We start from the raw sequence: 19,733 nt of genomic DNA on the forward strand, positions 1-19,733 counted from the left end.
GCGGCTACTGGAGGGTGAGCCGGGCGACGTTGTCCCGGCGATACGGCGCGAGGTCGACAGGCGCGCCGCGCCAGGTCAAGTCTACCCCGCTGACGTTGCCGATCACGACACGGTACGGCGCGCCCGCCACATCCAGTTCGTAGGGCTCGCCGGCGGGAATGATCCGCGACACGGCCACGGTACCGTCGGCGCGCCGCACTTCGACCCAGCTTGCCTGCCGCATCGTGATGGACAGGCCGGGCGCCGGAGCGGGGGCAGCCGCCGCAGGCGGCTCGGGAGCCGGCGCGGGCGCGATGGGCGCGGGCGCCGCCGGCGTGATTTCCGCCGGAACGGCAGGCGCCGGCTCGGCCGGGGCCAGCGGCGCTTCGGTCTGGACCGAGGTCGTGCCGCCCGCCGGCGTATCCAGGCTGGCCGTGGAGGCCTGCCCGAACGACAGCTTGCCTTGCTGGCTGAGCGCGTAGCCCAGCAGGACCAGCGCCGCCACCGCCATCACGCCGCCGACCAGCCAGGGAGCCAGCCGCCTGCGGCTGGCGGCCACCGGCCAGGCCCGGCCCGACGAATGCGCCAGCGGGCTGGACAGCGACGAGGCCTGTTCCAGCGATACCGGATCGGCCACCTGCAACTGGGGCGACAGCGCCTGCAGCATCGGCGCCGGATCCTGGTCCAGCAGCCGCGCGTAGTTGCGCACGAAACCGCGCAGCGGCATGCCCTGCGGCAGTTCGCTCCACTGTTCGTTCTCGAGCGCGCGGATCTGGCGCACGGCGAACTTCAGGCGGTCGGACACATATTCCTGCGACCAGCCGCGCGCCTCTCGCAGGCGCGCCAGTTCCCGGCCGACCGACGACGAAGACGGCGAGCCGGCGGTGGGCGCCGGGCCCTCCTGCCTGCCGGCGGCACCGGTTTCGTGGGGTTCAGACATCGACGACTCCTTGTCCGGCCCTGCCGAAACGGCCGGCCCGGCACCGCGGTTGCCTCATTCGCGCACCTCCACGATACGGCCGAAGCGGGTCTCGCCCGCCAGGCGCTCCTTCAGCCGGGTGCGATCCTTGACCTCGCCGGCCAACTGCCCGCAGGCCGCGTCGATGTCGTCGCCGCGCGTCTTGCGCACGGTGGTGACGATACCGGCGTCCATCAGGCGCTGCGCGAACAGCCGGACCCGGGCCATGGGCGAACGCTTGAGCCCGGACTGCGGGAAGGGATTGAACGGAATGAGGTTGAACTTGCACGACACCTGCCGCGCAATGTCTATCAATTGCTTGGCATGCTCGTCGCCATCGTTGATGCCGTCGAGCATGACGTATTCGAACGTGATGAAATCGCGCGGGGCGAACTCCAGGTAGCGCTGGCACGCCGCGATCAGTTCCCGCAGCGGATACTTGCGGTTCAGCGGCACCAGGTCGTCGCGCAGCGCATCGTTGGGCGCGTGCAGCGACACCGCCAGCGCGACCGGACAGTCGCGCGAAAGACGGTCCATCATGGGCACCACGCCAGAGGTCGATACCGTGACCCGGCGGCGCGACAGGCCATAGGCATTGTCGTCCAGCATCAGCCGCAGCGCCGACACCGTATTGTCGTAGTTGAGCAGGGGTTCGCCCATGCCCATCATGACGACGTTGCTGATGACCCGGTCGTCCTGGGTGCCCAGCGGCGCGGGCATGCCGCCCGACAGGCGCGCGCCGTCGCGGTCGGCCTCGACCGTGCGGCGGGCCAGCCATAGCTGGCCGATGATCTCGTCCACCCCCAGGTTGCGGTTGAAGCCCTGGTGGCCGGTGGAGCAGAAGCGGCAGGCGACGGTGCAGCCCGCCTGCGTCGAGATGCACAGCGTGCCGCGGTCGTCCTCGGGGATGAAGACGGTTTCGATGGCATTGCCGTTGCCGACGTCGAGCAGCCACTTGCGCGTGCCGTCGGCCGACTTGTGGGCGGTGACGACCTCGGGCAGCCGGATCTCGCACTGCCGCGCGAGCTTCTCGCGGAAGGACTTGGCCAGATCCGACATCTGCTCGAAATCGTCCACGCCGCGCTGGTGCAGCCAGCGCTGCAGCTGCTTCGCGCGGAACGGCTTGTCCCCCCATTTTTCCACCAGCGAGGCGAGCTCGGCCCCGTTCAGCCCCAGCAGGTTGATGCGCGGGGTTTCGGAACGTGGAGCCTCGGCCGGGGCGGCTTCGGCGAGCGGCGAGATAGTGTTCATCCCGGCCTCCTGGGAAAAACGGACATCCAGGCTCAGCGGCTGTGGATGTTCAGTTCGGGGAAGAAGAAGGCGACTTCGACCTTGGCGGTCTCGACGGCGTCCGAGCCGTGCACGGCGTTGGCGTCGATGCTGTCGGCGAAATCGGCGCGGATCGTGCCTTTCTCGGCCTTCTTCGGATCGGTCGCGCCCATCAGGTCGCGGTTCTTCTGGATGGCGTTCTCGCCTTCCAGGACTTGCACGAACACGGGACCGGAGACCATGAAGTCGACCAGGTCCTTGAAGAACGGGCGCGCGGCGTGCACGGCATAGAAGCGCTCGGCGTCGCTGCGCGAGAGCTGCATCATGCGCGCGGCGATGACCTTGAGGCCGGCCGCCTCGAAACGGGAAACGATCTGGCCGATGACGTTCTTGGAAACGGCGTCCGGCTTGATGATCGACAGGGTGCGCTCGATAGCCATCAAAAACTCCAATAAAAACAGATACTTTGAGGGGAACTTAAACGTTAAATTGTATCATGGCTCCTTGACGGGACCGCTACCCCCACCACCCCGGACGTACCGTGCCCGCCCTACTGGAACCGGGCGGAACCCTGCGGCATACTTGGTGTCAGACACACCATGCCCTCGCGGGGCGAAACAGAGCAAAAGACCACAAGGAGTCGCTCGACCATGAACGATCTACGCACTTCTCCCTTCAACCGGACCGGGACTGCGCCCGGCGAGGTCGCGCGCAATCGCGTACTGCGCAATACCTACTGGCTGCTCGCGCTGTCGCTGATCCCCACCGTGCTGGGCGCGGCGATCGGCGTCGGCACCGGCCTCGCCCAGGTCATGGGCGGCAGCCCCGGGCTGACCACCATGGCGTTCCTGATCGGCGCCTTCGGCCTGATGTTCGCCATCCAGAAGAACAAGGACAACGGACTGGGCGTCGCCCTGCTGCTGGTCTTCACCTTCTTCATGGGGCTGATGCTGTCCCGCATGATCGGCTTCGTCATGGGCATGGCCAACGGTTCCACGCTCATCATGACGGCATTCGGCGGCACGGCCGTGGTGTTCGGCACCATGGCCCTGCTGTCCACCACGATCAAGCGCGACCTGTCGGGCCTGGGCAAGTGGCTGTTCGTCGGCGCCATCCTGATTCTCGTGGCGGCCCTGGCCAACATCTTCCTGCAGCTGCCGGCGCTGATGCTGACCATCTCGGTCCTGGCCATCGGCATCTTCTCGGCCTTCATGCTGGTCGATCTGCAACGCGTCGTCAACGGCGGCGAGACCAACTATGTCTCGGCCACCCTGGCGATCTACCTGGATATCTACAACGTCTTCGTGAACCTGTTGATGCTCCTGGGCATCTTCGGCGGAGAACGAGAGTAGTAGAGCCCCCCCTACGCGCTTACGCGCGCCCCCCAGGGGGCGGCACTGGCGGACCGGCGGAGCCGGATCCGCTGTGCCCTGGGTCTGGAGACGCTCAGGAAAGAAAAACGGCCTTGCTTGACGCAAGGCCGTTTTCATTTTCAACCCAACCGGATGCCAGGCAGTATCGCCAGTCCCCGCCAGCCCGTTGTTACCCCAGGATGCGGTGGATCCGGCTCTGCCGGTCCACCCGCATCGCCCCCTGGGGGGCGCGCGTAAGCGCGTAGGGGGGGATTATTCCAACACTGCGATGGACTCGACGTGGGCGGTGTGGGGGAACATGTTGACCACGCCCGCCGCCTTCAAGGTATAGCCGCCCTCGTGCACGAGGATGGCGGCGTCGCGGGCCAGGGTGGCGGGGTTACAGGAGACGTAGACGATACGCCGGGGGCGGTCGGCCCCTAGTGTCGTCAGGGCCTTGGCCACGGCCAGGGCGCCTTCGCGCGGGGGGTCGATCAGCATGCGGTCGAAGCGGCCCAGGCTGCGCAGCCAGGTCTCGTCCACCTCGAACAGGTTCAGGGTCGAGAATGCCGTATGCGCGTCCACGCCGTGCCGGCGGGCCGCTTCCAGCGCCCGGTCGGTCAGGGCCTGGCTGCCCTCCACGCCCACGACCTCGCGGCAGCGGGTCGCCAGCGCCAGCGTGAAATTGCCCAGGCCGCAGAACAGGTCGGCCACGCGGTCCCCGGGTTGGGGCTCGAGCAGCGCGAGCGCGCGCGACACCAGCACCCGGTTGATCGCGTGGTTGACCTGGGTGAAGTCGGTGGGCTTGAACGGCATGCGCAACCCGAACTCCGGCAGCGTATAGGCCAGTCCGTCGACGTCCTGGGGCTCCAGCGGGTGCACCGTGTCGGGTCCCTTGGGCTGCAGCCACCAATGGATGTCGTGCCGCGCCGCGAACGCGCGCAGCACGGCCAGGTCTTCGTCGACCAGCGGGATCAGGTGGCGCAGCACCAGCACGACCTGGCTGTCGCCCACGGCGACCTCGATCTGCGGCACGCGGTCGCGCGCGGGCATGGCCGCGACCATCTCGCGCAGGGGCACCAGCAGCGAGGCCACGTGCGGATGCAGCACGTGGCATTCGCGCATGTCGGCCACATAGCTGCTCTTGCGTTCGCGGAACCCCACCAGCACCCCGCCCTTCTTGACGACCACGCGGACCGACAGCCGCGCGCGGTAGCGGTAGCCCCAGGCCGGTCCGTGGATGGGCGGCAGGACGCGCTGCGGCACCAGCTTGCCGATGTGCCACAGCGTGTCTTCCAGCACGCGCTGCTTGATCGCGACCTGCGCGGCCGGATCCATGTGCTGCATGGCACAGCCGCCGCACACGCCGAAATGCGCGCAGCGCGGCGCCACGCGCTGCGACGACGCCTGCACCACGTGCTCGACTTCCGCCAGTTCGTAGGAAGGCTTGCGCTTGGTCACCTTCAGCATCACGCGTTCGCCGGGCAGCGCGCCGTCGACGAACACCACCTTGCCCTGGCGGCGCGCGATGCCGCGCCCTTCCAGGTCCACCGATTCGATGGCCACGGAACCGTCGTCGAATTCGACGGCAACAGCCGTCCCTTCCAGGCCGTCCGCGGCCGCAATGTCTGCTTCTTGACTCATGTTCGGAATATCAGTTTCCCCGCGCGGCCGGCTAGCGCGAGGCGGGCCAGTTCGCCAGGTATTCACGCCAGTGGGGCAGGTCCAGGGACTGCAGCGTGCTGCGTACCAGGTCCACTTCGGCGTCGTACTGGGCGCGGGACAACATGCCCCGCATCAGCCGGAAGCGGCAATAGACCAGCCAGGTATTGACGACGTCGGTTTCGCAATACGCGCGCACCTCTTCCTGGCGGCCGGAACTCCAGGCGGGCCAGACCTGGCTGCCGTCCATGCCCAGCTTGCCGGGAAAGCCGCACAGCTTGGCCAGTTCATCCAGCGGCGCGTTGGCGCGTCCATTGTATTTCGCCAGCAGGTCCATCAGATCGCAGTGCCGGTTGTGGTAGCGGCTGATGTAGTTGCTGTAGCGGAAATCGCGGTCGTCTTCGCCCATGTCCCAGTAGCGCGAGGCCTGGATGCCGTGGATCAGCCCGCGGTAGTGCAGGACCGGCAGGTCGAAGCCCGAGCCGTTCCAGCTGATGAGCTGCGGCGTGTAGCGATCGATGGTCTTGAAGAAACCGGAGATCAGCGTGGCCTCGGGATCGTCGGCCTTGCCTATGCATTTGACGCGAAAGCCGTCGTCGTCGCGGAACACGCAGCCCACCACCGCGATCTTCTGCAGGTGCAGCGGCAGGAAGTCGTGCCCCACCGCTTCGCGCCGGGCGGCGGTGGCGCGCTCGACCACCTCGGCATCGGGCACGTCCCCGCCCCACCCGTTCAGCGCGCGCAGGCCTTCCACGTCGGGAATGGTTTCCAGGTCGAAGACCAGCATCGGTGTCATGGCGGGCCTCAGCGTGGCGGCAGGTAGCCGGCCGGATCGACCGGACGGCCCTGGCGCCGTATCTCGAAGTGCACGCGCGGCGACTCGGCATCTGTGCTGCCCAGTTCGGCGATCTTCTGTCCGCGCCGCACCGCCTGCCCTTCCTTGACCAGCATGGCGCGGTTGTGCGCATACGCGGACAGGAAGGTGTTGTTGTGCTTGATGATGATCAACTGACCGTAGCCGCGCAGGCCGCTGCCGCTGTAGACCACCTTGCCGTCGCCCGCGGCCAGCACCGGATCGCCCGGCGTGCCGGCGATGTCCAGGCCCTTGTTGCGGGTCTCGTGGAAGTTCTCGATGATCTTGCCGCTGGCGGGCCAACCCCACTCCACCCGCTCGCTGGCGGGGTCGTTGCGCGCGGCGGGCGGCGTGACCGGGGTAGCCGGCGGCGCGACGGGTTCGGCCGGCACCGGGGTCGGCGTCGTGGGCGCGGGCGCCGGCGTGCCCAGAGGCCGCGACGCCGACTGCGACGGCGCGGGCACCGGCGTGACCTGCGCCACGCCGCTGTCGGCAGGTTTGGCGGCGGTGGATCCCGGACGCGTCACGCGCAGGACCTGCCCCGGCCGGATCTGGTTGGGATCCTCGAGACTGTTCCACTGCGCGATGTCACGCCAGTCCTCGCCATGGTCCAGGGCGATGCGGATCAGCGTGTCGCCGCGCTTGACGATGTAGGTATCGGCATCGATCAGGCGCGAGGATTCGCGGCCCGCGGTGGCGGCGGGGCCGCTCGGCGGCTTGGCCGGCGTGGTCCGGTCGACGACCGGAACCGTCCTGGGGGCCGTGCCGCAGGCTGCGAGCACCAGTGCGCAACTCGTCCAGAGCAGCACCTGCCGTGCGGCCCGCCCGAGCATCCCCGCGCCCGGGCGGGATCGATTGGATTCCTCGCGGCTCGGCTTGCGCCAATTCTGCATCCCAGATCTCCTATTCATTACAACAACACACCGGACTGCAGGGGCACGAAACGCACCGCCTCCAGTTCGGTTCGCACCCAGCTCTGGGCTCCGGTGCGCTCTATCATGACCAATCGCTGCCTGGCGCCCCCTTCCGGGGCCACCAGGCGGCCGCCGACCGCCAGTTGGGCCAGCAGCGCATCGGGTATCTTCAGCCCCGCGGCCGCGACGACGATGGCGTCGAACGGCGCGGCGCTCGGCACGCCCAGCATGCCGTCGCCGAAGACGAGGCGCACATGGGGGAGCCGCAACGGCCGCAGTTGGGCGCGGGCCAGTTCGTGCAGGGCCTTGATGCGTTCGATCGAATACACCTCGCGCGCCACGCCCGCCAGCACGGCTGCCTGGTAGCCGCACCCGGTTCCGACCTCCAGCACCTTGCCGAGTTCGCGCCCGTTGCGCGCCGCGGCGATCATGCGCGCGACGATCCAGGGCTGCGAGATGGTCTGCCCATGGCCGATGGGCAGCGCCGCGTCCTCGTAGGCGCGGCTGGCCAGCGCTTCGTCGATGAAGCGATGGCGCGGAATGGCATGCACGGCTTCGAGCACGCGTTCGTCCGTGATTCCCTGCGCGCGCAAGCGCGCCACCAACGCCGCGCGCATGCGCTCGGAATTCAGGCCGTGGTTGGTCTCGCGCGCCGGGACCCTGGCCTGGATGGGGGCCGGAACGACCAGCCTTGCCGGCGCCACCCGCGTATTGCTGTTCGTGGGCCTGGCCTCGTCGGGACGCACCGGGCCCGCGGACGTTCCGCGAACGGTTTGCGGACGTCCGGTGGTGACGCGCGTGTTGCTGTTCGCCGCCGTGATCGGAGGCAAGGGCGCGGCGGGCCGGCGCGAGGCGGTGGAGCGGGCCTGGGCCCCCTCCTGCCGCGGCGCCTGCGCCGGGGTCAGCGGTTTGCGCCTATCCATTCCGTGGGGATCCATTCGCGCATGGGTTCGAGTTGGGCGTTGTGCGTCAGGTCGAACCGCAGCGGCGTGACCGACACCGCGCCGTCGGCGCAGGCATGGAAGTCCGTGCCGGGCGTGGCGTCGGCCGCCTTGCCGGCGGGGCCGATCCAGTAGACCGGCTCGCCGTACGGGGTGGACGAACGCACCACCGGCTCGGAGGGGTGGCGCCGGCCGAGCCGGGTCACGCGAGGCGGCTTGAGTTCGGACAGGGGCAGGTTCGGAATGTTCACGTTCAGCAGGCTGGGCGCCGTCAGCGGGCTGGCGACGAAGCGCTCGACGAAGCTGCGCGCGGCGGCGGCCGCCGCATCGAGGTGTTTCCAGCCCTTGGACACCTGGGAAAAGGCGATCGACGGCAGGCCGAACAGATAGCCCTCGGTGGCCGCGGCGACCGTGCCGGAGTACAGCGTGTCCTCGCCCATGTTCTGGCCGTCGTTGATGCCGGACACGACCAGATCGGGGCGCCGGTCCAGGAGCCCGGTCAGGGCCACGTGCACGCAATCGGACGGCGTGCCGTTGACGTACAGGAAACCGTTGGCCGCGGTGCGCACCGACAAGGGGCGATCGAGCGTAAGCGAATTCGACGATCCGCTGCGATTGGTCTCGGGCGCGACCACGATCAGTTCGGCCAGCGGCCGCAGCGCCTCGACCAGCGCAGCCAGGCCCGGCGCGAAATAACCGTCGTCGTTGGAAATCAATATCAACATCTATCGCCCCGACCTCTTACGCAATGCGATCTCCAGTTGGCGCCGCCGCGAGATAAAAAAAGCCCGCATGGACGCCGTGCGGGCTAGTGTCGTCCGGAAAGCCGGGCAGCCTCCCGGTGGCTTGACGGTTCCGGACCCGCGTCCGTTTCCGGCCCGCCGAATGCCCTCGGATTGTACATGAGGCCCCCTGTCTGCCGTAGCGCTTTCCCCGAGGACGGGCCTAGGTCGGCGCGGGCGACTGCCGATCGTCGGCCGCCACCAGCGCATCCAGAAAGCCCCGCACCGCAGGCACGAGGCCCCGCCGCGACGGGAACACCGCCTGCACGATCCCCTCCGGCGGAGAATACTGGGCCAGCGTGACGCGCAGCAGGCCCGCCTCGACGTCGGCCGCCACCAGCGGCCACGGCAGGCACGCGATACCCAGTCCCTGAAGCGCGGTGCTGCGCAGGGTATTCAGATCGTCGACCGACAGGCGCGGTACGTGCGCTACCGATACCTCGGCGCCGTCCGGCCCGACGAAGCGCCAGACGTGCCGTTCCGCCGCCTGCATCATGCTGAGCGTGGGCAGGCGTCCCAGGTCCCGGATGTCCTGCGGCTCGCCATGGCGTGCGAAGAAATCCGGCGTGGCCACCAGCACCAGGCGGCTGGTGGCCAGCGGACGCACGACCAGTTCCGAGTCCTCAAGCGGCGGCGTACGCACCCTCAGCGCGAGGTCGAAGCCCTCTTCCACCACGTCCACGCGCCGGGAAGTGGCATCGATCTGCACGCGTACCTGGGGATATTGCGCCAGATAGTCCGCCACGATGGCCCCGATGTCGCTGTGCAACAACGTAACCGGGCAACTGAAGCGGATCAGTCCCTGCGGCTGCGACGTCGTCCGGTCCACGGCCTCGCGGGCGGCGGCGGCTTCCGCGGCCAGCGCCGCGCAGTGCTGGTAGTAGGTCTGCCCGATCTCTGTCACCGAGATCTTGCGTGTCGTGCGATGCAACAGCCGCACCCCAAGCTCGTCCTCCAGCGCGGCGATGCGCCGGCTGATCCGGGACACCGGGATGCCCAGCGCCTGCGCGGTGGCGGTGTAGCCGCCATGTTCGACCACCTTGGCGAACAGATACATGTCATTGAGGTCCTGCATATGCCCCCCAGGACGTAGCATTATTCTAAATATAGAAAAGTAATTCCCAACTACGCCAGTTTAAAAAGAATTGTTGACGCTATATCTTGTCGACGTGGCGGAGGTCATCCGCATTAACCCTAAGAATTCGACGCATACGAGGAATCCCCATGAAAATCCTGCACATCGACTCGAGCTCCACCGGCGCCGCCTCCGTTTCCCGCGAACTGACCGCCGCCGTCGTGAAGGCCCTGCGCCAGAACGAACCGCAATCGACCGTCAAGCACCGCGACCTGGTGGCCCAGCCGCCCGCCCACCTGGACGGCGTCCTGCTGCAATCGCTGCGCCCCCAGCCCGGCGCGGTGTTCCCGGATGACGAGGGATTCCGCAAGGAAGTCGCCTACACCGACGAACTGCTGGCCGAATTCCTGGCCGCCGACGTCGTGGTGATCGGCGCCCCGATGTACAACTTCTCGATCCCTTCCCAGCTGAAGGCCTGGATCGACCGCGTCGCGCAGGCCGGCAAGACCTTCCGCTACACCGCCAACGGCCCCGAAGGCCTGGCCGGGGACAAGAAGGTCGTGATCGTTTCCTCCCGCGGCGGCAAGTACGCCGGCACGCCGGTCGAGACCCTGCTGGATCACCAGGAGTCCTACCTGCGGGCGGTGCTCGGCTTCTTCGGCGTGACCGACGTCAGCGTGCTGCGCGCCGAAGGCGTCGCGCTGGGCGGCGAGGCGCGCGAAGCAGCCGTCAACCAGGCGCTGGAACAGGCCGGCCTGCTGGCCGAGGAACTGGCCGCCGCGGCCTGAGGCTCGATGCGGGGCGGGCCTGGCAGCAGGAGCTAGGATCCGCCCCGCGTGCCGTACAGCAGCAATACCAGTCCCAGCACGACCAGCACCATGCCGCCGCGTTCGCGGCGGCTGGCATGCTGGGCGAAGATCCGCCGCGAGGCGAATTGCGCGAACAGGACCTCCACCAGCCCCAGCGTGCGAACGTTGGCCGCCGAGGTCAGCGCGAAGCCGATGTACCAGCACTGGGACGCGAAGGCGCCCATGAAGCCCGCCGGCAGCGACGAGCGCCATTGCGCCAGCACTCCGCGCAGCACGTCGCGCCGGAACAGCGCCTGCCACAGCACCAGCGCCCCCGTCTGCATGATCAGGCCCGCCACCAGCGTCACGCTGGCGCGCGTGGCGAACGACCCGCTGTCCAGCGACACGATGGCGCCCCGGAAGGCCACCGCGGACAAGGCGAAAAAGGCGCCCGAGGCGATGCCCAGCAACGCCGGCCGCCAGTTGCTGCCCGCTCCCGCGCCGGGCTTCCACGACATGACCACCACGCCAGCGGTCGCCACCAGCACGGCGCAGGCCCCCGCAAGCGAAAGCGGATCGCCCAGCACCGCCACGGCGAAAATGGCCACCAGCACCGGTTCGGTCTTCACGTAGACCGTGCTGAGCGCGAAGTTGCGCAACTGCATGGTGGCCAGCATCAGCACGGTCGCCAGGATCTGCGCCGCGGCGGCGGCCGCCGCATACAGCAGGAAGCCGGTATCGAAACGCGGCAGCGGGTCGCCGCCCACCGCCAGCACCACCACCAGGAACACCAGCGCGAACGGCAGGCCGTACAGGAAGCGCACCTGGGCCGCGCCCAGCGTGCCCAACGTTTCCGTCAGCCGGTGCTGCATGGTGTTGCGCGCCGTCTGCGCGGCGGCGGCGATGAGCGTGGCGGGAATCCAGAGCAGCGAGATGTCCAAGGGCGTGGCCTGCGATCGATCAGCCGGCGATGATACCGCGCCGCCCTACCCCTCGCCCCGGTTGCGCTCGGCCAGGTAGCGGCCGGGCGGCTTGCCCATGGCCTTCCTGAACATGGTGATGAAGGCGCTGACCGATTCGTAGCCCAGGTCCATCGCCACGCGCTGCACGGTCATGCCGGCGGACAGGCGTTGCAGCGCGACGATGACGTGCAGCTGCTGGCGCCAGCGGCCGAAGCTCATGCCCGTTTCGGCCTTGATCAGCCGCGCCAGGCTGCGCTCGCTCATCGCCACCTGCTGCGCCCATTCGGCCACCGTGCTGCGGTTGGCGGGATCGGACGCCAGCGCGTCGGCGATGCGGCGCAGGCGGCTATGGGCGGGCACGGGCAGGTGCAGCTGCTCGGTGGGCATGCGCCCCAGTTGTTCCAGCAGCACGCCCACCAGGCGATGGGTCGGCCCGTCCGGGGAATAGTCGGTGGGCTGGGCAGCCAGATACAGGATCAGTTCGCGCAGCAGCGGCGAGATCGACAGCGTGCAGCACACCTCGGGCAGCGGAGCCGTGTCCGGCTCGACGAACAGCAGGCAGACCTGGCCGTGCTGCGATACCCGGTTGCTGTGCGTCATGCCCGGCGGAATCCATACCGCGCACTGCGGCGGCACCATCCAGAGGCCGGTGGGCACATGGCAGGTGACCGAGCCCCGCAGCGCCAGGATCAACTGGCCCTTGCGATGCCGGTGCACCGGTTGTTCGCTGCGGCGCTGCTGGGCCGTCAGGTGCACGGCCACCACCGGCGCGACGGTTGCATCAGGATCGAACTCGGCGAAGGCGGCTTCGAAAGCGTGCATGGCGAGCGCTTGGCTGGTTTTGGCAATTTATTGTCATCTTATCCAAAGACAGACACACGCAAAATGCCTACAGTCCATGGGTACCCCTTCCGACTGCTTCACCCATGACTTCGCTTTCCGCTCCCAGCTCGTTATCCCGCCCGGCCTGGCTCATCGCCGGCATCCTGCTGATCGCCTCCAACCTGCGCGCGCCGGTTACCGGCGTGGCGCCCGTGCTGGACATGATACGAACCAGCCTGGACCTGACCGCCGCCCAGGCCGGCCTGCTCACCACCCTGCCCCTGCTGGCCTTTGCCGCCGGCTCTCCCATCGCCGCGCTGGCCGCCCGCCGCCACGGCCTGGAGCGCACGCTGATGGCGGCGCTGCTGACCCTGGTGGCGGGCCTGTGCCTGCGGTCCTCGGGCGCGGTCTGGGCCCTGTTCGCCGGCACCGTGCTGATCGGCGGCGCGATCGCCTTCGGCAACGTGCTCCTGCCCAGCCTGCTCAAACGCGATTTCCCCGGGCGCATCGCCAGCCTGACCTCCGCCTATGCGTTGACGATGGGCGTGGCCTCGGGCCTGGCCTCGATGATCGCCGTGCCGCTGGCGCTCTGGTCCGCCGGCCCCGGATGGCCGCTGGCCCTGTTCGCCCCCATCGTGATCGCCATCGCCAGCGTCCTCGTCTGGCTGCCGCAGTTGCGCGCCCCCGCCCCGGCCGCGACGCCAGCGGGTGCGGTCCACGCCCGCGCCCGGCCGGTCTGGAAATCGGCGCTGGCGTGGCAGATCACCCTTTTCCTCGGCCTGAACTCGCTGGTCTATTACATCGTTTCCAGCTGGCTGCCCTCGATGCTGCACGACGCCGGCTACCCGCCGGGCTCGACCGGCTCGGTCCACGGCATGTTGCAGATCGCCTCGGCCGTCGTCGGCCTGCCGCTGCTGGCGCTGGTGCGCCGGGTGCGCGACCAGCGCTGGCTGGCGGTCGGCTGCTCGGGTCTGTCCATCGTGGCCCTGCTGGGCCTGCTGGTCGCGCCCTCCTGGGCCGCGGCGTGGGCCATCCTGTATGGCTGTGGCGGCGGCGCCTCCATCATCCTGGGGCTGGCCTTCGTCAGCCTGCGTGTCGGCAACGCGCAGCAGGCGGCCGCGCTGTCCGGCATGGCCCAGGCCGTGGGCTACCTGCTGGCCGCGGGCGGCCCCACGGCCATCGGCGCCGTGCATGACATGACGGGCGGCTGGACGGCCGCGCTGCTGATCTGCCTGGTCTTCGCCTGCGCCCAGGCGGTGTTCGGCCTGTATGCCGGACGGCATCGCCAACTGGCCTAGCCACGGAACGCATAACAGCTTTGATGGCCCGGCGATAGGCGGGCCCGGATCCTCCTCCTAAAGTGTGGCCGATCACCTGAAAAGAACCACAACGGAGGAGATGTCCATGGGTTTTCATCGACGACGCGCCTGCCTGGCGCTGACGCAGGCGGCGTTGCTGCTGGCCGCGGCCGGCGGCGCGGGCGCCGCCGGATTTCCCGACCGCGCGCTGCGGCTCGTCGTGCCCTTTCCCGCTGGGGGCGCCGCCGACATCATGGCGCGCGGCCTGGCCCAGCAGCTGACGGAACAACTGGGCCAGCAGGTGGTGATCGAGAACCGCGGCGGCGCGGGCGGCACGACGGCGGCCGAGGCGGTCGCCCACGCGGCTCCCGACGGCTACACCCTGTTCTTCGCCACCATGGGCACGCAGGCCATCAATCCCTCGCTGTACCCCAAGCTGCGCTACGACCCCATCAAGGATTTCGAGTACGTCAGCCTGACCCACACCACCCCGCGCGTGCTGGTCGTCCATCCCTCGGTGCCGGCGAGAACCGTGGAAGAACTGATCGCGCTGGCGAAGGCCCAGCCCGGTGCGCTGACCTACGGCTCGGCCGGCAACGGCAGCTCCAGCCATTTGTCGGGCGCGTTGTTCTCGTCGATGGCGGACGTACGGCTGCTGCACGTCCCCTACAAGGGCAGCGCCCCGCTGTTGAACGACGTGCTGGCCGGACGCGTGTCCATGACCTTCGATTCGTACGCGGTGTATGCCGAGCACATACGAAGCGGCAAGGTTCGCGCGCTGGGCGTCACCAGCCTCAAGCGCATGAGCGCGCTGCCGGACGTGCCGGCGATCGCCGAAGCCGGCCTGCCCGGCTACGACGTCTCGAACTGGCTCGGGCTGCTGGCCCCGCGGGGTACGCCGGCGGCCGTGGTGGACCGGCTGCACGGCGCGGTCGTCCGCGGCATGGCGGACGAGTCCGCGCGGCGGCGGCTGGCAGGCATGGGGATAGAAGCGACTTCCAGCACGCCGGCCGAATTCGCCGATCTGGTCAGGACCGAAATCCCCAAGTGGGAAGCCGTGGTGAAGAAATCCGGCGCGACGGTCGACTGACGGCTCAGGCGCCCCAGCTTTCCGCACGCATCGTCACGCTCATGTCCGCGGCAGCGCCGGGCGCCAGTTCCAGCACGTCGTCCCAGACCCGGGCGGTCTCGATGCACAGCATGTCGCGCCACGAATCGGGACGGAACTGCGACAGGCGCAGCGACTTGTCCACCCAGGGGTTCCACACCACTGCCGACCGCGAGCCCGCCGCCTCGATCGTTATGGTGCGACGCCAGCCGGGATCGCGGATCTGCATCGGCGCCGACAGGCCGGTATAGATGCGGTCGGTTTCCCCCCGGATGGACAGCGGCCCGTCCTGCACCTGCGGCGTCCAGTCCATCAGGGTATCGACGTAGGCCGCGCCGTCCAGGCCTTCGACGGCCACGTCGCGCGCATCGCTCACGGCGAAGTAGGTATGCAGCGCCTGGCTCAGGACCAGCCTCTCCGGCCCCAGGTTGCGGGTGGACAAGGTCAGCGTGAGCGTATCGTCCAGGCGGATGTCCAGCGTCACGGCGGCCGCGTGGTGCCAGCCGCCGTGACCGGCGGGCAAGTCCAGGTGCAGCCGCAGGCATGCGGCGTCGCCATCGACCCGGGGGCCGCCGTCCCGCCAGTCCAGCGCCCGCGCGAAGCCATGGGCCGGCGCGTCGGCGCCGGGCGCCAGCATGGCGCGGACCGCTTCGGGGTTGCGGGCGAACTGGCCGAACCATGGCCAGCAGACGGGAATCCCGCCGCGCAGCGACGAGCCCTTCCGGAATTCGGCCTGGTCGCTCAGCCACACCACCGGCGGCTGCCCGGTGGGCGCGTAGTACAGGACCTGCGCGCCCTGGCGCGCCACCAGCGCCTCGCCATGTTCCGACACCAGGCGCCAGCACGGCAGGTCTTTCACGGTCGTGGCCACGACGGCCGCGCGGCGATGTGCGCCCATGCCTTCAATCCTCGTGCTTGTCATGGGTGGCCGCGGCGCCCAGCTTCCAGTAGCCGGCCGCCTTGATCCATTCCTTGGGCAGTTGCCAGTTCTCGACCAGGACCTGGCGCACGCGCTTGGCCACGCCCGATTCGGCCGCGACCCAGGCATACCAGTCGCCCTGCGGCTTGCCCAGTTCGGCCACCGCCTGCGCCAGCAGTTCCGGACGGCCCGGCTCCACGCCGTCGCGATGAACCCAGCGGACCTCGACGTCGGCCCGCGTGTCGAACGATTGTTCCTCGGCCGCGTCGGCCACTTCGGCCACGACCACGGCGCGCGCGCTCGCCGGTAGTTCTTCCAGGCGGCGGGCGATGGCCGGCAGCGCGGTCTCGTCGCCCACCAGCAAATAGCCGTCGAAGTCTCCTTCCATCACGAAGGAGCCGCGCGGACCGCCCACGCCCAGGTATTGTCCCGCCTCGGCGCGCGCCGCCCACTCGGCGGCCGGACCGTCGCCATGCAGCGCGAATTCGATGTCGAGTTCACCCGCCTCGGCATCGTAGCGGCGCGGCGTATAGTCGCGCGCCGGCGGACGGGGCTGGTCTTCGGGGAACACCATGCCGTTGGGGCCGGGCGTGGGCACCACCGGCCGCTCCTGCCCGGGCGCCGGGAAGAACAGCTTGACGTGGTCGTCGTGCGCGGCGCTGGAGAAGCCGGCCAGATCGCCGCCCTCCAGCGTCACCCGCAACAGGCGGGGCGTCACCTTGCGCACAGCGCGCACGCGCAGCAGGCGAAACTTCAGTTCGTGGCGGACGCGGCGCACCGCGCGTTCGGTTTTTTCCATGATGAGTCTTTCCGGAATGAGGTTGGAAGGCGCCTATCCGCCCAGGATCTCGGCCGTGGCGCGTCTCAGGATGGCGGCGATGCGGATGGCCTCGCCGCCCTCACAGGCGCCCACCTGGTGCAGCGCCTGCTTCAGGCCGTAGCGCGCCAGCATGAGGTCCTCGGGCGTGCCCGGCGCGATGGTGTCCAGGCCGTCCTCGCCTTCGAACACGCGGCGCACCTGCGCCATGCGGGCGCCCACCTTGGCCAGTTCGGCCAGGATGCGTTCGGCCTGCCCCCGATGGCGCGCCAGGTGGGCGCTGCCTTCGTCGGTCAGCCGATAGCGCTTCTTCGTGCCTTCCACGGAGACGACGGCGTGGCCCACGTCTTCCAGGTAGGCCAGCGCGGGATACACCATGCCCGAACTGGGGTTGTAGAACCCCGACGAGCGCTCGGCCAATTGCTTGATCAGTTCGTAGCCATGGCTGGGCTGCTCTTCCAGCAGCGCCAGCAGGATGAGTTGCAGGTCTTCGGCGGCGAGCTTGCGTCCCATGCGCATGCCCACCCCGCGCCCGCCGGGAGAAATCTCATTGCGTTGCATGATGGTCTCCAGCCTTTGCGGCTGCCAGAATATCTAAAAACATATCTTTAGACATATCTTAAGATATAAAAAACCGGATGCCAAGCCGGGAAACGCGGTTTGTGGGCTTATCCACCACTTCTGTGGACAAGCTTGGGGATAGCATGAAGGGAGCGCGGCCCAACCCGCGTGGCGACAGGCTTTGAAACACATGGCACAAAAGGCGGGCAGCGGGCGCCCGCCCGGCCCAAAGGACATCATGCAGATCGACATCGTCAATGCGGAGGCCACCATCTTCTCGGGTGAAGGCAGCTACGTGCAGTTGCCGGGCAAGGACGGGTCTCTGGGCATACTGCCCGGCCACATTCCCCTGCTGACGCTGCTCAAGGAAGGCATGATCACCATCCGGCGGGCCGAAGGCGACGAATACGTCTACGTATCGGGCGGCCTGGCCGAAGTCATGCCCCGCTGCGTGACGGTCCTGGCCGACACCGCCGTGCGCACCACCGGCCTGGACGACGTCCGGGCCGAACAGGCGCGCGCCGCGGCCAGCGAACGCATGCACGACCGCCTGGACGCGATGCGCTACGCCGCCGCCCGCGCCGAACTCGTGACCAGCCTGGAACTCAAGCGCGGCCGCTGAGCTGCCTCAGTCGGAAATGCTGGGCGCCCAGAAGACCTGGGCGATGGCGGGATTGCGGCCCAGTTTCTCCGTGACGCGGTCCAGGTCGCTGCCGTGGATGGAGGTGGCCATGAGCGTGGCCTTGATCTCGATCTCCTCGTCGCCGAAGGGCACGACCTCCAGGTCGGCCAGCGGATAGTTCGCCTCTTCCAGTTCGGCTTCCAGCGCCGTCAGCGCGGCGCTGCGGTGAACCGTGCCGGTGATCACGTGGATGATGCTCGTCACCTCGGACGACAGCACGTCCACCGGCTGGCGATTGAAGGTGTTGACCACCGGCCGCAGCAGCGTGTTGGCGGCCAGCACGAAAATCGTCGCCAACACCGCTTCGGCGATGAGGTCCGCCCCCGCGCAGGCGCCGATCGCGGCGGACCCCCACAGCGTGGCGGCGGTGTTCAGGCCGCGCACGTTGCCCTCTTCCCGCATGATGACGCCGGCCCCCAGGAAGCCGACGCCCGAAACCACGTACGAGGCCACCCGTGCCGCGCCGTCCGAGCCCGCGATGCGCATGGCCATGTCGACGAAGATCGCGGCGCCCAGCGCCACCAGCACGTTGGTCCGCAGGCCCGCCGTGCGCTGCCGGTACTGCCGCTCCAGCCCGACCAGGGCGCCCAGGATGAACGCGCTCGTCAGGCTGACCAGCGTGTCGAGCAGATCCAGCGTCTGGATATTGGCGATTGCCTTCATGGAACCTCGTTGTTCTTGTCGTCGATCGGATGGGACGGCACGCGGCGCCGTCCGCAGGATAGCGCGGCCTTGCCGGCGCTTTTATTGCAGTTGCTCGTAGTGCACGCGCTGGATGTCGGGATGGCGCCCCAGCCCCAGCGCCACCGAGTTCAACGCGCCGCGCAGGTGCGGCGCGCACTGCAGCGTGACGGACATCCGGTGGGTATCGTCACCTGGGGAGCCGCTGGCCACGCGCATCTGCGAGATGCGCAGGTCCCGGGCCGACAATTCGGCGTGCAGATGCTGGCGCAACCGGTCCAGCCGGGGGCTGGCGCTGAACACGGTCAGGCGATAGGACTGGAGCTGCTTGCGGGGGGCGCGCGCGGCCTTGCCGCCCCATGCGCTCAGGATATGGGCGAAACGCATGTTGACCTCCTGGCAGACAGGAAGACGGACCATGCCGCCCGGCATACGCGGGAACTGCCCGGAGGCAGGAAGAAAGATGGGGAGAAGTCCCGGTAACGGGACGACCGCATCCTGGCTTGGCAGGACGCGGCAGACAAATCTGCGGACCTGCTAAGCGGCGTTTGCCGGAACGGCTGAACTACTGCCGTCGTTATCCACGACTTGCCTCAAGAAAGATTGGAATCCATCGATTTTAGCCCAGTCCAGCCCTAGGGACAACCCTAGGGTTCACTCACGCCAGCCGCGTCGGTCCTCGGGAACTGCTGGTAGACCAGGCGCACCCAGTCCTGGATGTAGCGCTCGTAGTGCGCCGCGTCGTGCTGCCAGAGGTTGTTCAGGGCCATGCCGCGCACCAGGTTCAGGGACAGGTTCAGCGCCAGCCGCGCCTGCTCGCCGGTGAAGCCCGCCTTCTGGAACACCTCCAGCCACAGCGTGTTGGTCGACGACCGGTAGCGCTCCATCACGGGCAGGATCTTGCTCATCAGGTCCGGATCGGTGCGCGCCACCATGATGACCTCGATCGCGGCGATGAAGGGCCAGTCGAAGTAGACGCTCCAGCAGTCCTTGATGAAGCCCTCGATGGGACGCTCGATCGCCTCGGGCGTGTGGGCCTCGCGCTGGCCGCGGCGGATGGACTCCTCGTAGATCTCGGCCGTCGCGGCCACCACCAGTTCGGCCTTGGTCGCGTAGTGATGCATCAAGGCGCCGTTGGACATGCCGGCGCAGCGCGCCACCTCCTTGGTGGTCAGGCCGTTGTAGCCCGAGCGCATCAGCACTTCTATCGTCGCCGCCAGCAGCCGTTCGCGCGCGTCGCGGCTGCGGTTGGCCTGCGTGCGCCGGGGCCGCGCGCGCGCCGGTCCGGTCTCGGGCGGGGGGGACATCGT

The 19,733-nt window shown here is 68.7% G+C and carries 22 protein-coding genes; 5 read left to right on the forward strand and 17 right to left on the reverse strand.

From position 1 onward, the window contains the following. Positions 1 to 4: 4 nt before the first annotated feature. The 3 genes from EV675_RS18320 to ndk are packed head-to-tail and all read right to left on the reverse strand — an operon-like array spanning position 5 to position 2,646. Entirely contained in the window at positions 5 to 919 is a 915-nt protein-coding gene (locus EV675_RS18320; protein ID WP_130358636.1) for a helix-turn-helix domain-containing protein, read from the reverse strand. 54 nt (positions 920 to 973) lie between these two features. Further along, on the reverse strand, positions 974 to 2,188 hold the full coding sequence (rlmN, locus tag EV675_RS18325) for a dual-specificity RNA methyltransferase RlmN (protein WP_130358637.1): 1,215 nt from the start codon (positions 2,186 to 2,188) through the stop codon (positions 974 to 976). 32 nt (positions 2,189 to 2,220) lie between these two features. Beyond that, positions 2,221 to 2,646, reverse strand: coding sequence for a nucleoside-diphosphate kinase (gene ndk / locus EV675_RS18330; RefSeq protein ID WP_130358638.1), 426 nt, complete (start codon positions 2,644 to 2,646; stop codon positions 2,221 to 2,223). Between the two features lie 210 nt (positions 2,647 to 2,856). On the opposite strand from ndk, the gene EV675_RS18335 reads away from it, so the two are divergent. Further along, positions 2,857 to 3,558, forward strand: coding sequence for a Bax inhibitor-1/YccA family protein (locus tag EV675_RS18335; protein ID WP_130358639.1), 702 nt, complete (start codon positions 2,857 to 2,859; stop codon positions 3,556 to 3,558). A 273-nt stretch (positions 3,559 to 3,831) separates the two neighbouring features. Here EV675_RS18335 and rlmD read toward each other — a convergent pair whose 3' ends face one another. The 6 genes from rlmD to EV675_RS18365 all read right to left on the reverse strand — a co-directional run bounded on the left by rlmD (position 3,832) and on the right by EV675_RS18365 (position 9,785). Beyond that, positions 3,832 to 5,202, reverse strand: a complete 1,371-nt coding sequence (gene rlmD, locus EV675_RS18340) for a 23S rRNA (uracil(1939)-C(5))-methyltransferase RlmD (RefSeq protein ID WP_130358640.1) — start codon at positions 5,200 to 5,202, stop codon at positions 3,832 to 3,834. 31 nt (positions 5,203 to 5,233) lie between these two features. After that, complete coding sequence (locus EV675_RS18345) at positions 5,234 to 6,016, reverse strand: 3'-5' exonuclease (protein WP_130358641.1); 783 nt, start codon at positions 6,014 to 6,016, stop codon at positions 5,234 to 5,236. Positions 6,017 to 6,024: 8 nt separating this feature from the next. After that, positions 6,025 to 6,906: a peptidoglycan DD-metalloendopeptidase family protein gene (locus EV675_RS18350; RefSeq protein ID WP_130360202.1), complete on the reverse strand. Its 882-nt coding sequence runs from the start codon at positions 6,904 to 6,906 to the stop codon at positions 6,025 to 6,027. 77 nt (positions 6,907 to 6,983) lie between these two features. Further along, a complete protein-coding gene (locus tag EV675_RS18355; RefSeq protein WP_341273601.1) occupies positions 6,984 to 7,676 on the reverse strand; it encodes a protein-L-isoaspartate(D-aspartate) O-methyltransferase in 693 nt (230 codons plus the stop codon). A gap of 212 nt (positions 7,677 to 7,888) precedes the next feature. Further along, complete coding sequence (gene surE / locus EV675_RS18360; protein ID WP_130358643.1) at positions 7,889 to 8,653, reverse strand: 5'/3'-nucleotidase SurE; 765 nt, start codon at positions 8,651 to 8,653, stop codon at positions 7,889 to 7,891. A gap of 220 nt (positions 8,654 to 8,873) precedes the next feature. Beyond that, entirely contained in the window at positions 8,874 to 9,785 is a 912-nt protein-coding gene (locus EV675_RS18365; protein ID WP_130358644.1) for a LysR substrate-binding domain-containing protein, read from the reverse strand. Positions 9,786 to 9,934: 149 nt separating this feature from the next. Here EV675_RS18365 and EV675_RS18370 point away from each other — a divergent pair, with 149 nt between their 5' ends. Next, a complete protein-coding gene (locus EV675_RS18370) occupies positions 9,935 to 10,573 on the forward strand; it encodes an FMN-dependent NADH-azoreductase (protein ID WP_130358645.1) in 639 nt (212 codons plus the stop codon). Between the two features lie 32 nt (positions 10,574 to 10,605). On the opposite strand, the gene EV675_RS18375 is transcribed toward EV675_RS18370, so the two are convergent. Both EV675_RS18375 and EV675_RS18380 read right to left on the reverse strand, forming a co-directional pair. Beyond that, entirely contained in the window at positions 10,606 to 11,514 is a 909-nt protein-coding gene (locus EV675_RS18375; protein WP_130358646.1) for an EamA family transporter, read from the reverse strand. Between the two features lie 45 nt (positions 11,515 to 11,559). Next, positions 11,560 to 12,357 carry an AraC family transcriptional regulator gene (locus EV675_RS18380; RefSeq protein WP_130358647.1) on the reverse strand — a complete coding sequence of 266 codons (798 nt, stop codon included), beginning with the start codon at positions 12,355 to 12,357 and terminating at the stop codon, positions 11,560 to 11,562. 104 nt (positions 12,358 to 12,461) lie between these two features. Here EV675_RS18380 and EV675_RS18385 point away from each other — a divergent pair, with 104 nt between their 5' ends. Together EV675_RS18385 and EV675_RS18390 are read left to right on the forward strand one after the other, a co-directional pair. Continuing rightward, the gene (locus tag EV675_RS18385) at positions 12,462 to 13,655 is read left to right on the forward strand and encodes an MFS transporter (RefSeq protein WP_130358648.1); all 1,194 of its coding nucleotides are present in this window, start codon (positions 12,462 to 12,464) and stop codon (positions 13,653 to 13,655) included. Between the two features lie 106 nt (positions 13,656 to 13,761). Beyond that, positions 13,762 to 14,745, forward strand: coding sequence for a Bug family tripartite tricarboxylate transporter substrate binding protein (locus tag EV675_RS18390; protein WP_130358649.1), 984 nt, complete (start codon positions 13,762 to 13,764; stop codon positions 14,743 to 14,745). A gap of 4 nt (positions 14,746 to 14,749) precedes the next feature. Here EV675_RS18390 and EV675_RS18395 read toward each other — a convergent pair whose 3' ends face one another. Genes EV675_RS18395 through EV675_RS18405 form a run of 3 tightly spaced genes read right to left on the reverse strand, consistent with a single transcriptional unit; the run spans position 14,750 to position 17,060 of the window. After that, positions 14,750 to 15,661 carry a D-hexose-6-phosphate mutarotase gene (locus EV675_RS18395; RefSeq protein WP_130358650.1) on the reverse strand — a complete coding sequence of 304 codons (912 nt, stop codon included), beginning with the start codon at positions 15,659 to 15,661 and terminating at the stop codon, positions 14,750 to 14,752. Positions 15,662 to 15,665: 4 nt separating this feature from the next. Then, a complete protein-coding gene (locus EV675_RS18400) occupies positions 15,666 to 16,481 on the reverse strand; it encodes a siderophore-interacting protein (protein WP_207221999.1) in 816 nt (271 codons plus the stop codon). A gap of 33 nt (positions 16,482 to 16,514) precedes the next feature. Continuing rightward, positions 16,515 to 17,060, reverse strand: coding sequence for a PadR family transcriptional regulator (locus EV675_RS18405; protein ID WP_130358652.1), 546 nt, complete (start codon positions 17,058 to 17,060; stop codon positions 16,515 to 16,517). A gap of 238 nt (positions 17,061 to 17,298) precedes the next feature. Here EV675_RS18405 and EV675_RS18410 point away from each other — a divergent pair, with 238 nt between their 5' ends. Continuing rightward, positions 17,299 to 17,682, forward strand: coding sequence for a F0F1 ATP synthase subunit epsilon (locus EV675_RS18410; protein WP_165404645.1), 384 nt, complete (start codon positions 17,299 to 17,301; stop codon positions 17,680 to 17,682). A 6-nt stretch (positions 17,683 to 17,688) separates the two neighbouring features. Here EV675_RS18410 and EV675_RS18415 read toward each other — a convergent pair whose 3' ends face one another. The 3 genes from EV675_RS18415 to EV675_RS18425 all read right to left on the reverse strand — a co-directional run bounded on the left by EV675_RS18415 (position 17,689) and on the right by EV675_RS18425 (position 19,730). Next, positions 17,689 to 18,405, reverse strand: a complete 717-nt coding sequence (locus EV675_RS18415) for an MgtC/SapB family protein (protein ID WP_130358654.1) — start codon at positions 18,403 to 18,405, stop codon at positions 17,689 to 17,691. Between the two features lie 81 nt (positions 18,406 to 18,486). Beyond that, positions 18,487 to 18,810, reverse strand: coding sequence for a hypothetical protein (locus tag EV675_RS18420; protein WP_130358655.1), 324 nt, complete (start codon positions 18,808 to 18,810; stop codon positions 18,487 to 18,489). 260 nt (positions 18,811 to 19,070) lie between these two features. Then, entirely contained in the window at positions 19,071 to 19,730 is a 660-nt protein-coding gene (locus EV675_RS18425; RefSeq protein ID WP_242621494.1) for a TetR/AcrR family transcriptional regulator, read from the reverse strand. Between the last annotated feature and the right edge of the window lie 3 nt (positions 19,731 to 19,733).

The sequence above is a fragment of the Pigmentiphaga kullae genome, from assembly GCF_004216695.1.
GTDB classification, from domain to species: Bacteria; Pseudomonadota; Gammaproteobacteria; order Burkholderiales; family Burkholderiaceae_B; genus Pigmentiphaga; species Pigmentiphaga kullae.

Excerpts from the sequence above, each read along its gene's own strand:
- EV675_RS18320 (WP_130358636.1), bottom strand. The coding sequence starts at position 919 with ATGTCTGAACCCCACGAAACCGGTGCCGCCGGCAGGCAGGAGGGCCCG.
- rlmN (WP_130358637.1), bottom strand. The coding sequence starts at position 2,188 with ATGAACACTATCTCGCCGCTCGCCGAAGCCGCCCCGGCCGAGGCTCCA.
- ndk (WP_130358638.1), bottom strand. The coding sequence starts at position 2,646 with ATGGCTATCGAGCGCACCCTGTCGATCATCAAGCCGGACGCCGTTTCC.
- EV675_RS18335 (WP_130358639.1), top strand. The coding sequence starts at position 2,857 with ATGAACGATCTACGCACTTCTCCCTTCAACCGGACCGGGACTGCGCCC.
- rlmD (WP_130358640.1), bottom strand. The coding sequence starts at position 5,202 with ATGAGTCAAGAAGCAGACATTGCGGCCGCGGACGGCCTGGAAGGGACG.
- EV675_RS18345 (WP_130358641.1), bottom strand. The coding sequence starts at position 6,016 with ATGACACCGATGCTGGTCTTCGACCTGGAAACCATTCCCGACGTGGAA.
- EV675_RS18350 (WP_130360202.1), bottom strand. The coding sequence starts at position 6,906 with ATGCTCGGGCGGGCCGCACGGCAGGTGCTGCTCTGGACGAGTTGCGCA.
- surE (WP_130358643.1), bottom strand. The coding sequence starts at position 8,653 with ATGTTGATATTGATTTCCAACGACGACGGTTATTTCGCGCCGGGCCTG.
- EV675_RS18365 (WP_130358644.1), bottom strand. The coding sequence starts at position 9,785 with ATGCAGGACCTCAATGACATGTATCTGTTCGCCAAGGTGGTCGAACAT.
- EV675_RS18370 (WP_130358645.1), top strand. The coding sequence starts at position 9,935 with ATGAAAATCCTGCACATCGACTCGAGCTCCACCGGCGCCGCCTCCGTT.
- EV675_RS18380 (WP_130358647.1), bottom strand. The coding sequence starts at position 12,357 with ATGCACGCTTTCGAAGCCGCCTTCGCCGAGTTCGATCCTGATGCAACC.
- EV675_RS18385 (WP_130358648.1), top strand. The coding sequence starts at position 12,462 with ATGACTTCGCTTTCCGCTCCCAGCTCGTTATCCCGCCCGGCCTGGCTC.
- EV675_RS18390 (WP_130358649.1), top strand. The coding sequence starts at position 13,762 with ATGGGTTTTCATCGACGACGCGCCTGCCTGGCGCTGACGCAGGCGGCG.
- EV675_RS18395 (WP_130358650.1), bottom strand. The coding sequence starts at position 15,661 with ATGGGCGCACATCGCCGCGCGGCCGTCGTGGCCACGACCGTGAAAGAC.
- EV675_RS18400 (WP_207221999.1), bottom strand. The coding sequence starts at position 16,481 with ATGGAAAAAACCGAACGCGCGGTGCGCCGCGTCCGCCACGAACTGAAG.
- EV675_RS18405 (WP_130358652.1), bottom strand. The coding sequence starts at position 17,060 with ATGCAACGCAATGAGATTTCTCCCGGCGGGCGCGGGGTGGGCATGCGC.
- EV675_RS18410 (WP_165404645.1), top strand. The coding sequence starts at position 17,299 with ATGCAGATCGACATCGTCAATGCGGAGGCCACCATCTTCTCGGGTGAA.
- EV675_RS18415 (WP_130358654.1), bottom strand. The coding sequence starts at position 18,405 with ATGAAGGCAATCGCCAATATCCAGACGCTGGATCTGCTCGACACGCTG.
- EV675_RS18420 (WP_130358655.1), bottom strand. The coding sequence starts at position 18,810 with ATGCGTTTCGCCCATATCCTGAGCGCATGGGGCGGCAAGGCCGCGCGC.
- EV675_RS18425 (WP_242621494.1), bottom strand. The coding sequence starts at position 19,730 with ATGTCCCCCCCGCCCGAGACCGGACCGGCGCGCGCGCGGCCCCGGCGC.